The sequence below is a fragment of the Actinosynnema sp. NPDC049800 genome (genome assembly GCF_040656635.1).
Taxonomy (GTDB): Bacteria; Actinomycetota; Actinomycetes; order Mycobacteriales; family Pseudonocardiaceae; genus Actinosynnema.
On sequence record NZ_JBFAMT010000027.1, the window covers coordinates 97210 to 111417 of the forward strand.

A 14208-nucleotide genomic window follows, 5' to 3' on the forward strand; every position below is an offset into this window, starting at 1 on the left:
CGTGCGGCTGATCCGACTCGGGACCGAACCCTCCGCGGTGGGCGCCGACGTGCGCGCCGCGTTGAGCACCTGGGGCAACGGCGACGCCGTGCTCGGCGGTGTCGCGCTGCTCGGGGTCCGCCCGCCGGACAGCCCGCGCGACCTGGACGCGGTGATCGTGCTGCCGCGCGGCGTGCTGGTGGTCGTCGGCGTGGACCTGCCGGACCCGGCCATGCGGCTGGAGGCGCCGCTCAACGGGCAGTGGAAGATCGACGGCTGGCCGCTGACCCGCCCGGACGGCGCGACGAGCCCGGCCGCCGAAGCGCTCGCGGCCACCACCGCCGTCGCCCGCCGCATCCAGGACATGCGCGGCGAACCGCTGCCGGTCACCACCGTGGTGGCCGTCGGCCCGTACGTGGGCCAGGTCGTGCAGTCGACCGTCGACCTGAACCGCGGCGTGCGCGTCCTGCACCCGAAGCCGACCACGCTGCTCGCCGCCGCGCGCGAGCTGGCCACCAGCGACCGGCCGTGCTCGGCCGAGCACGCCGCCAAGCTGGTCGCCGTCCTGGCGCCGACCGGGGCGCCGCCCACCCGCCAGCACCTGATCGCCGAGGGCTTCTCCGACGCCGCGGCCGACCTGGCGTCCGCCAGCACGATGCTGCTGCCGAAGGTTACGCCCCCGCCGGCCCGCCGCAAGGCGCTGCCCTACGCGGCCGGCGCGGTCGTCGCCGTGCTGCTGGTCATCGCCTTGATCGTCTCGCTGTCGTCGGGCGACACGGCGGACAGCTCGACGACCACCACGCCGACGCCGCAGCCGACCACGGTCGTGGTGGACGGCCGGAACTTCTCACCGCGCGGCGCGGACCGGACCGACGACTGCGCCTCGCACGCGTTCGGCGACGTCCGGGGGTGGCTGACCGGGCACCTGTGCATGCAGCTGCGGCGTGCCCAGTACGAGACCACAGTGGACGGCCGCAAGGTCGGCGTCGCGATCGCCGAGCTGAGCCTGCCCGACGCGACCCGGGCGACCGAGCTGCACGCGGTCGCGTCGACGGCGGGCTCGGGCGGCATCACCACCCTCGTCAAGGAGGGCAAGGGCTGGCCGGGCGGTCCGGAGACGTTCGACCGCTCGGCGATCCGCGTGTCGGCGAAGGGCGCGCAGCTGCGCATCACGCAGGCGGTGTGGACCGAGGGCGGGCAGGACCCGGCCGACCCGAAGCTGGCCGAGATCGCCGATCAAGCCCTGCGGCTGCCCGCCTCACAGGGGTGAGCGGTCGCCGGGCTTGATCACCGCACGAACGAGGACCAACTCGAAACCGGCGACCACTGGACCAACGCGCGAACCCGAGCCGGACCAGCGCCTCACCGTCCCGTGCGCACCATGCCGACCCCGATCAACCCGAACGCCACGTGCAGCACGATCACCAACCCGGCCACCGCGCACAGCGTCTCGGTGCCCGGTTTGCCCGCGATCGCGCCGAACGAGAACAACCACCCGCCCACCGCGATCGCGAATCCGGTGAACAGCACCGGTTTCGGCACGTGGGCCAGGCACAGCAGCGCGTTGGACCGCGCCCGGAACAACGTGTGCAGCACGACCGGCACGATCAGGAATCCCGGCAGGTGCACCGCGACCGGCGGCCACGAAGGGCCGCCGGGCAGGAACGTGGACGCGATGACGAAGGCGCACCACAGCACCGCGCCGATCGCGAGAGCCACAGTTCCCCTGGTCACGACCGCAGTGTAATGAGCTGAAGCCGCATTTTGAGGTTAAGAGTCTTTATGGACGCACGGTCGATACGGCACTCGGCGGAGGGTGTACACGATGTGCTGACACACCGTGCACGCAGCGTCAGAGACCGTAGGCCTCGAGGAGCCTCAACCACACCTCACTGATGGTGGGGTACGCCGGAACCGCGTGCCACAACCGGTCCACGGTGACCTCGCCGACGATCGCGATGGTGGCCGCGTGGATCAGCTCCGCCACGTCCGGGCCGGCGAACGTGACGCCGACGAGCGTGCGCTTGCGCTCGTCCACGATCATCCGCGCCTTGCCCCGGTACCCGTCCGCGTGCAGGGACGACCCGGCCACCGCGATGTCCAGGTCGACGACCCGGATCTCCAGCCCCGCCTCGCGGGCCTGCGCCTCGGACCAGCCGACCGACGCCACCTCGGGATCGGTGAACACCACCTGCGGCACGGCCGTGTGGTCGGCCGTGGCGACCGGCGCGGTCCACGGCTCCGGGTCGGTGGCGCCGGTGACGATCGCCGTGCCGACCGCCCGTGCCGCGTACTTGCCCTGGTGGGTCAGCAACGCGCGGCCCGTGACGTCGCCCGCCGCGTACAGCCAGTCCACTCCGGACACCCGACCGGTGTCGTCGACCTCCAGCGCCCCGCCCGCCGTGAAGCCGAACTGCTCCACGCCGAGGTCGAACGTCGCCGGCTGACGACCGGTCGCGATCAGCAGGTGCGCACCTCGCGCCTCCGACCCGTCCGACAGCTTCAGCGAAACCTCGTCCGATCCGTCCGAAGTGGACACACCGACCGCCTTGACCCCGGTGACGAGCCGAACGCCGTCCTCCCGCAGCCCTTCCGCGACCAGGTCGCCCGCGAACGCCTCGAACTTCGGCAGCGGCCGGGCGCCGGAGACGACCAGCGTGACGTCGGAGCCGAGCCGGGCCCACGCCTGCGCCATCTCCACGCCGACCACGCCGCCGCCGAGCACCACCAACGACTCCGGCACCTCCTGCGCGGAGGTCGCCTCGCGCGACGTCCAGTACGGCACGTCCGACAGACCGGGCAGCGACGGGATGCGCGGCACGCTGCCCGTGCACACCACGACCGCCTTGGTCGCGGTCAGCACGCGCCCGTCCACGTCGACCCGGCGCTCATCCGCCAGCCGGCCGCGGCCGCGCACCACCGTCAGCCCGGCGCCCTCGGCCCACTCGACCTGGCCCGAGTCGTCCCAGTCGGAGGTGAAGCTGTTGCGCCGCTTCAACACCTCGGCCGGGTCGAGCCGCTCACCGACCGGCACGCCGGGCACCCGACGGGCGGCGGCGAGCGCGTGACCCGGGCGCAGCAACGCCTTGCTCGGCATGCACGCCCAGTACGAGCACTCACCGCCGACACGTTCGGCTTCCACCAGCGCGGTCCGCAGGCCACCGGCGGCGGTCCGGGCGGCGGCGTTCTCGCCCACCGGGCCGCCGCCGATCACGATCACGTCGAAGTCGTCGCTCACCGGTCCACCCCACACCACCCGGACCGGCGCGGCAAGTCACGAGGGGTCGAACACCCCGGACAACATCTTCAAGATCACGCCGTCGGCCGTGCCGAGCACCACCGCGCGCTCGTCGGGATCGACCCGCTCGGCCAGTTTGAACATGGCGTCCGCGGTCTGGGCGGCCATCCGGAACGTCAACGTGACCGGCGCGTCGCCACGCACCGCGAAGCGGGTCAGGAACAGGTCGCGCAGCCGTTCGGCCATCAGCTCGTACTGGTCCACGGAGGCGTCGAGGCGGTGCCCGTCGAGCAGGTCGCTGAACCGCACCCGCCCGAAGCCGGGGATCTCGACCAGCATCCGCAGGTAGACGGCGACGACCTGCTGCACCGCTTCCCGCCAGTCCTCGGCGAGTCGACCCTCGGTGAACAGCGATTCCACGCGACCCAGGTACTCCTCCATGCCGCGCAGCGCGAGCGCGTGCACAACAGAACGCTTGTCCGGGAAGTATTGGTAGAACGATCCAATTGGCACGCCTGCTAGCTCGACGATCCGGGCGGTGGTGATGTCGTCGTAGTCGTAGTCGTTGAGCAGCGTCGCGCAGGCATCGACAATCGCGGACACCGTCGCGGCGCCGCGCTGCTGAACAGGCTGACGACGCATCACCTTGGCTAAGCGGTTTTCGGCGGGATTTTCTGGCACTCGCACATCTTGATGGATACGGACCGGTAAGCCCAAACAGGCGATTCCGGAATGTGATGTGAGGTCTGCTCATCTTTCCCGGATAGATTGTTGGGGCGCAAAACTATTTGCATACCCTGACCTGATCGCGAAATCCGGTCGGACTCACCGCGGGCCGCGCTGCGCCGGAACGGGTTCGGGCAGTTCACCGGGTGTTTCACCGACCGACGGCCGTTCGGCGGAAGCCGGGCGGGCGATCGGCGCCCCCGGCCGTCGGCGCGGTGGCCGAGTCACGTAGGGGCCGACCAGCCGGGCCAGCACCAGCCCCGGCGCGACCAGCGGCACCACCGCCGACAGCGCCAACGCGGTCGCGCCGGCCCTGGCCACGTCCCGCGGGATGACGGCCACCCGGTCGACCACGAACGCCCGCCGCCCGGTGATCGACACCAACCCCATCACCGCGAGGAACACCGCGAACGACAGCAGCGCCCACCGCACCGCGACGTAGCCCACGTCCTCGGCCGCCGCCATCACCGCGAGCCAGCCGACCGACGCCGACGCCTGCCGGCCCGCGCTCGTCATCGCCCACAGCAGACCGCCCGCCACGGCCAGGAACCCGGTGCGGCCGTCGAACCACCCGCGCGCCGCGTCCAGCCACCCCGTCGGCAGGCCGGCCCACCGCACCGGCAGCACCTCCAGCGGGCTCGGCGCGCCGAACGCCTGACCCGCCACCCACGCCAGGGACCACGCCGACACGACCGCGGCGAACCCGAGCTGCCACTTCGGCCGGTCCACCGCGACGCGGCACAGCCTCGCCAACTCCCGGCACCTCTCCTTCACCCGTCCCAGCGTGCCGGAGTGATCATGTCCCGCGATCCGGTTTCACCCGCGTGCCTTCGTAGAGCCGCTCATCGGGTGGTGGGGCGACCGGCCCGCCATCACCCGACGTGGCGCACGGCCCCACCCCGGCTCGGCATCCGACCCGGCGCCACCGTCGTGAACACGCTCGGGTGATCTACCCCGGCTCACCGGCACGCTCCTGCGGCCCAGACCACATCATGGCCAGCGGACACCCCCGATCACGAAGAGGAGGCGGTCGTGCGCAGGCTGCTACCGGCGTTGCTGGCGGCGTTGTCGATCACCTGGACGACCGGTGCGGCGGTCGCCGAACCGGGCTACGAGTACGTGGCGCTCGGCGACTCGTCGGCCGCGGGACCGCTCATCCCGCAGCAGGACCCCGAAGCCCCGGGCTGCCTGCGCTCGACGAACAACTGGCCGTCGGTGCTGGCCGCCCGGATCGGGGCCCGGCTCACGGACGTGACGTGCTCCGGCGCGGTGACCGACGACCTGGCCGGGTCGCAGGCGACCGTCGACGGCGAGCAGCAGGCGCCGCAGGCGGACGCGTTGGGCCCGTCGACCGACCTGGTGACGCTCACCATCGGCGGCAACGACGTCGCGCTGGGCGACGCGGCGTTGCAGTGCGTCAACCTGCTGCCCCCGCCGTTCGGCACGTCGTGCCGCGACGTGTTCACCGCCGGCGGTCGGGACGAGCTGGCCGAGCGGATCGACGCCTACGCGGCCGAGTTCGCCGCCGCGCTCGACCTGGTCTCCGCCCGCGCGCCGCAGGCGCGGGTCGTGGTGGTCGGCTACGGCACCCACATCCGGCCCGGCGGCTGCTTCCCGGACCAGCCGATCTGGCCCAAGGACGCGACCTACCTGCAAGCGAGCATCCACCGGATGAACGTGCTGTTCGCCCGGGCGGCGGCCGAGCACGGCGCGACGTTCGTCGACGTCGAGTCGCCGAGCACGGGCCACGACGCGTGCGCGCCGGCTCGCGTGAGGTGGTTCGAGGGCGTGACCCTGACCGGCCCGGCCGCGCCGATGCACCCGAACAAGGACGGCATGGCCGCGATCGGCGGGATCGTGGCCGCCCAGCTGTAGCGAGCCCAGGGCCGCAGCCCGCCACCAGCACCGCCGGACCAGCACCGCCAGGCCGCCGTCGAGCACCCGCTCGGCGGCGGCCTTCGCGCGTTCACGGTGTCGGGTCGCGGGCGCGGACTTGTTCACGCACCGGCGGGAAGAACGTGTAGTAGATTAGACGTTCTGCGCATGACGAGCGCAGGACTGTGAGCCCGCAAGAAACCGTCAGCCGCAATGCGACACACAGGCTGATAAAACACGCTATCCAGAAATGAGGCACGTTGTCAAGCCCCTCCGATGACCTCCGGCTCGCGGAAACCGAGTCGGAGCAGGAATACGTGTCGATGCTGTACCGCAGGCTGGACGACCTCCGCGAGCAGAGCTCGAAGCGCCTGGCCGGCGCGCTGCGGCAAACCGGCGGGACGCACCAGATGCGCTCCGAGCGGGACACCTCGGTGGCCATGTACTCCGACCAGCTGGCGCAGTACAGCGCGGTGGAGAACGGGTTGTGCTTCGGCCGGCTCGACTTCCACACCGACGAGCGGTTCTACATCGGCCGGATCGGCTTGTTCGACGAGGACAAGGAGTACGAGCCGCTGCTGATGGACTGGCGCGCGCCCGCCGCCCGCCCGTTCTACCTGGCCACGGCCGCCGCGCCGGAGGGCGTGCGCAGGCGCAGGCACCTGCGGACCAAGCAGCGCAAGGTCGTCGGGTTCGACGACGAGGTGCTCGACATCAACTCGGTCGACCTCGACCGCCGGTCCGAGGGCCTGACCGGCGAGGCCACCCTGCTGGCCGCGGTGAACGCGAGCCGCACCGGCCAGATGGGCGACATCGTCGCGACCATCCAGGCCGAGCAGGACAAGATCATCCGCACCGAGCTGAACGGCGTGGTCGTCGTGCAGGGCGGTCCGGGCACGGGCAAGACGGCGGTCGCGCTGCACCGCGCCGCGTACCTGCTCTATACGCACCGGCGGCAGCTGGCGAAGCGCGGCGTGCTCGTGGTCGGGCCGAACGCGACGTTCCTGCGCTACATCGGGCAGGTGCTGCCGTCGCTGGGCGAGACGGGCGTGCTGCTGTCGACCGTCGGCGAGCTGTTCCCCGGCCTCACCGCGGTCGGCCGCGAGCCCGCCGAGGTGGCCGCGCTGAAGGGCCGCATCGAGATGGCGGACGTGGTCGCGCACGCGATCCGGGACCGGCAGGAGGCGCCGAGCCTGGTCGAGGTGCCGTTCGACGGCGACGTGCTGCGGCTGGACCGGCGGGCGATCAGCGACGCGCGCGGCCGGGCGCGGCGCACCAGGCGACCGCACAACGAGGCGCGGCGGACGTTCCAGCGCGAGATCATCTCCACGCTGGCGTCGCAGGCCGTGTCCCGGCTGGGCAGGCACCTGCTCGACCAGGCCGACGTCGACGACATCCGGCGCGAGCTGCGCGAGGACCCCGCCGTGCAGTCGGCCATCGAGAAGCTGTGGCCGACGCTGTCGCCCCAGACCCTGCTCGAAGACCTGTACGCGTCGCCGAAGCTGATCGCCAAGGCCACGCCGAAGCTCTCCCCCGCCGAGCGCGAACTGCTGGCCCGGCCGCGCGGCGCCGAGTGGACGCCCGCCGACGTGCCGCTGCTCGACGAGGCGGCGGAGCTGCTCGGCGAGGACGACACCGAGGCCAAGGCGCGCGCCGAGCGGCAGCGGCGGCAGGCGATCGACTACGCGCAGGGCGTGCTGGACATCCTCGACCTGGAGGACGACGCCGACCCGGAGATCCTGATGGCGACCGACCTGGTCGACGCCTACAAGCTGGCCGAGCGGCACGGCGCGGAGCGCTACGAGACGGCGGCCGAGCGCGCGGCGGCGGACCGGACGTGGACGTTCGGGCACATCATCGTGGACGAGGCGCAGGAGCTGTCCCCGATGGCGTGGCGGACGTTGATGCGCCGGTGCCCGTCCAAGTCGATGACCGTGGTCGGCGACATCGCGCAGACCGGCGACATCGCGGGCGCGTCGTCGTGGCACGAGGTGCTGTCGCCGTACGTGATGGACCGCTGGAAGCTCACCGAGCTGACGGTCAACTACCGGACGCCGTCGGAGATCATGGCCGTCGCGGCGGACGTGCTGGCGTCGGTCGACCCGGACCTCGTGCCGCCGACGTCGGTGCGGGACAGCGGTTTCGCGCCGTGGAGCCTGCGGGCCGAGTCCCTGGTCGAGGCGCTGCCGACGCTGGTGGACAAGGAGGTCGCCGCGATCGGGGACGGCAAGCTGGCGGTGATCGTGCCGGCGGCGTCGGTGGCGTCGCTGCGCGCCGCCGTGCCGGGCGCTTCGGACGACCTCGACGCGCAGGTGGTGGTGCTGGCCGTGACCGACGCGAAGGGCCTGGAGTTCGACTCGGTGCTGGTCGTCGACCCGGCGGGCATCCTGGCCGAGTCGCCGCGGGGCGCGAGCGACCTGTACGTGGCACTGACCCGTGCCACCCAACGGCTGGGCGTCGTGCACACCGACGACCTGCCGGAGGTGCTGGGGCGGTTGGCTGCCGTGTGAGCGGTGACCGGTTTAGAGGCGGCTGCGGGCCGCACCGCAGCCAAGGTCGGCGGCAAGCTCTTCGGCGCCGCGAAGCAGTCCCTCGCCAAGAAGCGGTCCGCCACGACAGCCGCACGTTGACGGCCGTCAGAGTCGCCGGCCCACGCCCGAGGCGCTGTGGTCGGCGCTGGAGCCGATCGTCACCTACAGGAAGTCCGAAGTCATCTCCCAGATCGCGCTCCAACTGCTCGACGAGCGGCAGGACGACGGTGCCGGCGAAGTTCTGCGGTTGGTGCTCCGCCGCGGCGGCTACTCCGACATCGAACTCGCCGCCCGGACGCTCGGTTACCTGGTGCATGAGTGAGAGGGACGTGCCCGAAGGGGTGCGGGACTTCCTCGACCGGTGGATGAGGAGGGAGTTCGACGTCATCGGGTGAGGGCGTAGCCGAGGGCGGCGGCGGCCAGGCCCGCGGTCAGGCTCGCGGTGACGTTGGCCAGGGCCTGGAGGTAGCGGCCGTCCTCGGTCAGTCGCACGGTCTCGTAGCTGAACGTGCTGTAGGTCGTCAGGCCGCCGCACAGGCCGATCCCGACCAGGGCGAACAGGTGCGGTGACGTGCCGGCGACGCAGCCGAGCACGAACGAGCCCACGACGTTGACCGCGAAGGTGGCCCAGGGGAACGACCGCTGGACCAACCGACCGGCCGCGTAGCGCAGCGACGCGCCCACCGCCGCGCCGACGAAGACCAGCAGGACCGTCATGGCCACACCCGGCGGGTCGCGGCCATGGCGGCGAAGGTCGCGCACAGCGCCAGGAACAGGGTTCCGAACAGGTAGGCGACGGCGGTCAGGCCGCCCAGCCGCACGGCGTCCAGCGCGTAGCCCGAGAACGTGGTGAAGCCGCCCAGCACACCGATGCCGAGGAACGGCCGGGCGAGCGGGTGCAGGCGCGGCACCAGGACCATCAGCACACCGATCAGCGCGCAGCCCACCACGTTGACCAGCAGCGTCCCCCACGGGCCGGGGACGACCGCGGACAGGCCGAACCGCGCCAAGCCGCCGACGCCACCGCCCAGGGCGACGGCCGCGACGGTCCGGACCTCAGTGCGCACGCAGGTGGTCCACCAAGTGGTCCAGGGCGGCCAGGGCGCGGACCACGTCGGCGCGCTCGCCCGGCTCGAGCTTGTCCAGCGCCGACCCGATGCGCTTCTCGTGCGCGGCCTGCCAGACGGCCAGCTGCTCGTGCCCCTGCGGCGTCACGGAAAGCCGGGCCACGCGCCGGTCGCTGGGGTCGCCGCCCCGTTCGACGAGACCGTTCTCGATCAGCTGGCCGACGAGCCCGCTGACCGTGTTGGGCGCGAGCCGCAGCTCGGCCGCGAGGTCGCCCACGCGCATCGGGGGGCGCTCGGCGAGCGTCTGGAGCAGCTCGACCTGCGCCATCGGCAGGGAGTCCCACGGCCATTCCGACCGGATGCTCGTGCGCAGTGCCCGGCGGAGCCTCGTGACCACGTCGGTGAGCGAGCGTGCCTCGTCTGACATGCGCGAATGGTACTGGGTCGCAATATGTCGGATACCGAGATAGTCTGGCCGCGATGAATCGCTCCCTGCGCTGGTTCGTCGCGGAGTCACCCCGCCCGCGGCGGGTCGCGACCTGGGCCGGTGCGCCCTGGCTGGCCGTGGCCACGGTGTGCCTCGGCGCATTCCTCGGTCAGTTCGACGCGAGCGTCGTCACACTCGCCCTGCCCGCATTGCGGGACGACTTCGGCGCGTCACCCGAGTGGGTGTCGCTGGCGTACCTGTTGACGCTGGCCGCGTTCGTCGCGCCGATCGGGAAGTGGTCGGACCGGCGGGGTCGCAAACTCGTGTACCTGTACGGGTTCGTGGTGTTCACCGGCGCTTCGGTGGCATGCGCGTTGTCCCGGGACCTGGACGTGCTGATCGCGTTCCGGGTGGTGCAGGCGTTGGGCGCGGCGATGTTGCAGGCCAACAGCGTGGCGCTGGTCGTGGCGGCCGTGCCGCGCGACCGGATGCGCCGGGCGTTGGGCGTGCAGGCGACCGCGCAGGCGTTGGGGCTGGCGCTCGGCCCGACGGTCGGCGGCCTGCTGGTCGAGGCGTTCGGGTGGCAGTGGGTGTTCCTGGTCAACCTGCCGGTCGGCGTCCTCGCCCTGGTCGCGGGCCACTTCCTGCTGCCGCGCACGCGTGAGCGCGGCAGCGGCCCGGTCGACGGGATCGCCGTCGTGCTGCTCGCCACGGCCACCACGGCGTTGCTGCTGGTGCTCTCCGGCGCGAGCCCGTTCCTGCTGCTGCTCGCCCTGCCGGCGGGCGCCGGCTACGTGTGGCGCGAACCGCTGGTGCGCCGGGTCAAGGGCGGCCTGTTCGGCGCGACGTGCGGGTACCTGGTGCTGTTCGGACCGCTGGTCCTGGTGCCGTTCACGTCCGACCGCGGCCCGCTGGCGACCGGCGTGCTGCTCACCGCCCTGCCGGTCGGGTTCGCGCTCGGCGCGGCGCTGCCGTGGCGAGTGCCGCAGGCGGGCGCGGCACTGTCCACAGTGGCCTGCGGGGTGCTCGCCTGGCACGTCCACCCGGTCGCCCTGGTGGCGTTGGGCCTCGGGCTCGGCCTCTTCATCCCGGCCAACAACGCGGCCGTGCTCGCCGCCCTCCCCCGAGGCGACGCCGGGTCGGGTGGCGGCCTGGTGAACCTCGCCCGCGCGCTCGGCACCGCGTTCGGCGTGGCGGTCCCGCTCTTCGTTCACGCGCACTGGGGACCACGAGTGGCGTTCGGGACACTGGCGGTGATCGTTCTGATGATCCTTTGTACGCCGATCGGGGACAAGCTGCCGCGTCTCGGCCCACGGGTACGGCCGCATCAGTAATCTCGCCCCGGTGGGGCGAGAGCTGGGGCTGGCACACACACGGGTGAGGACGCGGTGGCGGATCGGCTGAACTGGGTCCCCGACGACGTGAACACCGGGCTGCCCAGCGCCGCGCGGCTCTACGACTACCTGCTCGGCGGCGGGCACAACTTCGCGGCCGACCGCGAGCTCGCGGAGCAGTTCCTCCGCGCGCAGCCCAACGCCCGCACGATCGCCCGCCTCAACCGCGCGTTCCTGCGCCGGGCGGTGCTGCACCTGGTCGAGGCCGGCGTGCGGCAGTTCCTCGACCTCGGCTCCGGCATCCCGACCGTCGGCAACGTGCACGAGGTCGCGCGCAAGGTCGCGCCCGAGTCGCGCGTGGTGTACGTGGACTTCGAGGACGTCGCCGTCGCGCACAGCCGGATGATCCTGGCGGGCGACGACCGGTCCGCCATCCTGCACCAGGACCTGACCGAGCCGGACGCGGTGCTGGCGGACGTCCGCGACACCGGCCTGATCGACTTCGCCGAGCCGGTCGGCGTGCTCGCGGTCGGGATGTTCCACTTCGTGGCGCCCGAGCGCGACCCGGCCGGCGTGGTCGCCGCGTACCGCGACGCCGTGCCGCCGGGCAGCCACCTCGCCCTGTCCCAGTTCACCTACGACCTGCAACCCGAGGCGATGGCCCGCGTCGTGGCCGTGATGCGCGACAGCCCGGACCCGATGTTCCCCCGCACGCACGCCGAGATCACCGCGCTGTTCGACGGCTTCGAGCTGGTCGAGCCCGGCGTGGTCCCGCTGCCGCGGTGGCGGCCGGAGGAAGGCGCCGTCGAGGAGGACGCCGAGCGGGCGGGGATCTTCGCCGGGGTGGGGCGCAAGAAGTGAGCCGACGTGTCGCCACGCGCTAGGACCCGGCGGCAGGACGTCGCCCGCGAGTGGATGCGGGCGGTCTACCCCACCGCGTACGTGCCGATGTCACCGGTCGAGATCGAGCTGTACCTGCTCGAACTCGTCGATGTGATCGCCGACGCGGTCCAGGCCGAGCCGTTCACCGTCGACCCGGTCGCGGTGGTCGGCCAACGGCTGGTCGAGGCGCACTTCACCGGCCCGGACACGTTGCAGCGCACGGTGGACGTGCTCGGGCACGCCCTGCTGTTCAGCCCCGAGCTGCGGGACGTGCCGCGGCTGGCGGAGAAGGTCGTCGCGATCCTGGGCGCCGTGAGCGCGGGCTTCGCCACCGCGATGCGGCTGGACGCGCTGGACCAGCAGGAAGAGGTCAAGCTCGCGCTCATGGCGGCCAAGCTGCGCGCCGAACGCGTGCTCGAGGCCAGCGAGGCCAGGTTCCGCGAGGTGTTCGACGCCTCCGCGTTCGGCATCGTGATCACCGACCTGCGCGGCCGGTGCGTCGAGGTGAACGGGGCGCTGGCCGAGATGATCGGCCGCGACCGCGGCGAGCTGACCGGGCGGCGGCTGGTCGAGCTGTTCGACCCGGCCGACGCCGAGGCGCTCGCGGTCAGGTACCGGGCGGTCGGCGACGGCCGGGTGGCGCGGATGCGCGAGCAGCGACGGCTGCTGCGCGAGGACGGCGAGCCGGTGTGGGTGCACCTGGCGGTGTCGTCGCTGCGCGACGCGGACGGCGAGCCCGCCTACCACGTGACCATGGTGGAGGACGTCAGCGAGCTGCACCTGCTGCGGAAGAACCTGGACTTCCAGCTGCTGCACGACTCGCTCACCGGCCTGTCCAACCGGCAGCGCTTCGCCACCCGGCTGGAGGCGCTGCACGGCAGGTCCCAGGGTGGGATCACGCTCTACCACCTCGGCCTCGACGCGTTCTCGCTGGTGAACAACGGCCTCGGCCACGCGTTCGGCGACCGGCTGCTCACCGAGGTCGGCCACCGGCTCGAAGCCCTGCTCGAAGAGGACGTCGCGCTGGTCGCCCGGCTCGGCGGCGACGAGTTCGGCATCGTGGTGGACAACTCGCCGACCACGCCGAGCGTGCCCGACATGGTCGACCGGATCAACGAGGCGCTGCGGCGGCCGATGGAGGACGGCGTCGCCCTGTCCGCGTCCATCGGCGTGGTCGACCGGCCACCCGCCGGGTGGGACGTCGCGGAGATCCTGCGCGCGGGCGACACGACCCTGCGCCGGGCCAAGACGTGCGGCAAGCGGCAGTGGCTGCCCTACGACAAGCACGCCGACCGGGCGCTGCGGGAACGGCACGCGCGGGCCGCGCGGATGCCCGGCGCGTTGGCCGAGCAGGAGCTGGAGGTCGAGTACCAGCCGGTCCTCGACCCGGCCGACGGGCGGGTGCTCGGGCACGTGGCCCGGCTGCGCTGGGACGACGTCGGGCACGCCGAGTGCGTCGCCCTGGCCGAGGAGACCGGGCTGTCGCCGGCGCTCGGCCAGTGGGCGCTGCACGAGGCCGCCGTCGCCGCAGTCGGAGCTTCCACGCCGGACTCCACTGCGTCGGATTCTTTCGGGCACCTGTACTTCGAGCTCTCCCCGATGCAGTCCCGCGACGAGGACCTGGTGCGCACGGTGATGCGGACATTGGACGTGACCGGCCTGCCCGCGTCCCGGCTGCGGATCTTCCTGGACACCCGGTCGATGCTCGACGGCATGGGCGACGACAACGCGCAGGTGTTGCGGGACAACGGGATCGCCACCGGGCTGACCCGGTTCAACGGCGGGCAGGCCGAGCTGTCGCTGCTCGACGAGCTGCCGGTGGACGCGCTGGTCCTCGACCCGTCGGTGGTCGGCAGGCTCGCCGACCGGCCCGAGTCGTTCCTGCACACCGCGGTGGAGCGGATGGTCGCGCTGATCCGCGAGGCCGGGGTGTCGGTGCTGGTGCCGGACCTGGCCACGGCGGAGCAGGCGGCGTGGTGGACGCGGGTCGAGGTGGACGCCGCGTACGGCGACCACCTCGCGCCCGCCGTGCCGTCCTACGAGCTGTCCGACGCCTAGCGCCTGTTTCACAAGTCTCGTTCGATGAGAGTCGCGCCTGAGGTGGTTCCCGGCGGTGCGGCCGAATGGGCCGCATACCGCTGTTGTATGT

13 protein-coding genes are annotated in these 14208 nt (G+C 72.5%); 6 read left to right on the forward strand and 7 right to left on the reverse strand.

What is annotated here, in order from left to right; translation table 11 throughout:
- Position 1 precedes the first annotated feature (1 nt).
- Positions 2–1249 carry a hypothetical protein gene (locus tag AB0I91_RS26970; RefSeq protein WP_499639391.1) on the forward strand — a complete coding sequence of 416 codons (1248 nt, stop codon included), beginning with the start codon at positions 2–4 and terminating at the stop codon, positions 1247–1249.
- 92 nt (positions 1250–1341) lie between these two features.
- Here AB0I91_RS26970 and AB0I91_RS26975 read toward each other — a convergent pair whose 3' ends face one another.
- The 4 genes from AB0I91_RS26975 to AB0I91_RS26990 form a co-directional block, all read right to left on the reverse strand.
- A complete protein-coding gene (locus tag AB0I91_RS26975; RefSeq protein WP_498773498.1) occupies positions 1342–1713 on the reverse strand; it encodes a hypothetical protein in 372 nt (123 codons plus the stop codon).
- Between the two features lie 118 nt (positions 1714–1831).
- Positions 1832–3199 (reverse strand): dihydrolipoyl dehydrogenase family protein, encoded by a 1368-nt coding sequence (locus AB0I91_RS26980; protein WP_498774073.1) that lies wholly within the window; start codon positions 3197–3199, stop codon positions 1832–1834.
- Between the two features lie 54 nt (positions 3200–3253).
- The gene (locus AB0I91_RS26985) at positions 3254–3934 is read right to left on the reverse strand and encodes a TetR/AcrR family transcriptional regulator (RefSeq protein WP_499614956.1); all 681 of its coding nucleotides are present in this window, start codon (positions 3932–3934) and stop codon (positions 3254–3256) included.
- Between the two features lie 108 nt (positions 3935–4042).
- Positions 4043–4717 carry a hypothetical protein gene (locus AB0I91_RS26990; RefSeq protein ID WP_499639393.1) on the reverse strand — a complete coding sequence of 225 codons (675 nt, stop codon included), beginning with the start codon at positions 4715–4717 and terminating at the stop codon, positions 4043–4045.
- A gap of 258 nt (positions 4718–4975) precedes the next feature.
- Between AB0I91_RS26990 and AB0I91_RS26995 the strand changes: the two genes are divergently transcribed.
- Positions 4976–5818 carry an SGNH/GDSL hydrolase family protein gene (locus AB0I91_RS26995; RefSeq protein ID WP_499639395.1) on the forward strand — a complete coding sequence of 281 codons (843 nt, stop codon included), beginning with the start codon at positions 4976–4978 and terminating at the stop codon, positions 5816–5818.
- Between the two features lie 260 nt (positions 5819–6078).
- The gene (locus AB0I91_RS27000; RefSeq protein WP_499639397.1) at positions 6079–8328 is read left to right on the forward strand and encodes a HelD family protein; all 2250 of its coding nucleotides are present in this window, start codon (positions 6079–6081) and stop codon (positions 8326–8328) included.
- Positions 8329–8733: 405 nt separating this feature from the next.
- On the opposite strand, the gene crcB is transcribed toward AB0I91_RS27000, so the two are convergent.
- Genes crcB through AB0I91_RS27015 form a run of 3 tightly spaced genes read right to left on the reverse strand, consistent with a single transcriptional unit; the run spans position 8734 to position 9843 of the window.
- The gene (gene crcB / locus AB0I91_RS27005) at positions 8734–9066 is read right to left on the reverse strand and encodes a fluoride efflux transporter CrcB (protein ID WP_498773486.1); all 333 of its coding nucleotides are present in this window, start codon (positions 9064–9066) and stop codon (positions 8734–8736) included.
- The gene (locus AB0I91_RS27010; protein ID WP_498773485.1) at positions 9063–9416 is read right to left on the reverse strand and encodes a fluoride efflux transporter FluC; all 354 of its coding nucleotides are present in this window, start codon (positions 9414–9416) and stop codon (positions 9063–9065) included. Before AB0I91_RS27010 ends, crcB begins: the two co-directional genes overlap by 4 nt.
- Entirely contained in the window at positions 9406–9843 is a 438-nt protein-coding gene (locus AB0I91_RS27015; RefSeq protein WP_230566821.1) for a MarR family winged helix-turn-helix transcriptional regulator, read from the reverse strand. The genes AB0I91_RS27010 and AB0I91_RS27015 overlap by 11 nt, the downstream gene beginning before the upstream one ends.
- A 53-nt stretch (positions 9844–9896) precedes the next feature.
- On the opposite strand from AB0I91_RS27015, the gene AB0I91_RS27020 reads away from it, so the two are divergent.
- From AB0I91_RS27020 to AB0I91_RS27030, 3 genes are read left to right on the forward strand one after another with little or no spacing between them, the layout of a single operon-like run.
- A complete protein-coding gene (locus AB0I91_RS27020) occupies positions 9897–11177 on the forward strand; it encodes an MFS transporter (RefSeq protein ID WP_498773482.1) in 1281 nt (426 codons plus the stop codon).
- Between the two features lie 54 nt (positions 11178–11231).
- Positions 11232–12038, forward strand: a complete 807-nt coding sequence (locus tag AB0I91_RS27025; protein ID WP_498773480.1) for an SAM-dependent methyltransferase — start codon at positions 11232–11234, stop codon at positions 12036–12038.
- A 6-nt stretch (positions 12039–12044) separates the two neighbouring features.
- Complete coding sequence (locus tag AB0I91_RS27030; RefSeq protein ID WP_499639399.1) at positions 12045–14117, forward strand: putative bifunctional diguanylate cyclase/phosphodiesterase; 2073 nt, start codon at positions 12045–12047, stop codon at positions 14115–14117.
- Positions 14118–14208 lie beyond the last annotated feature (91 nt).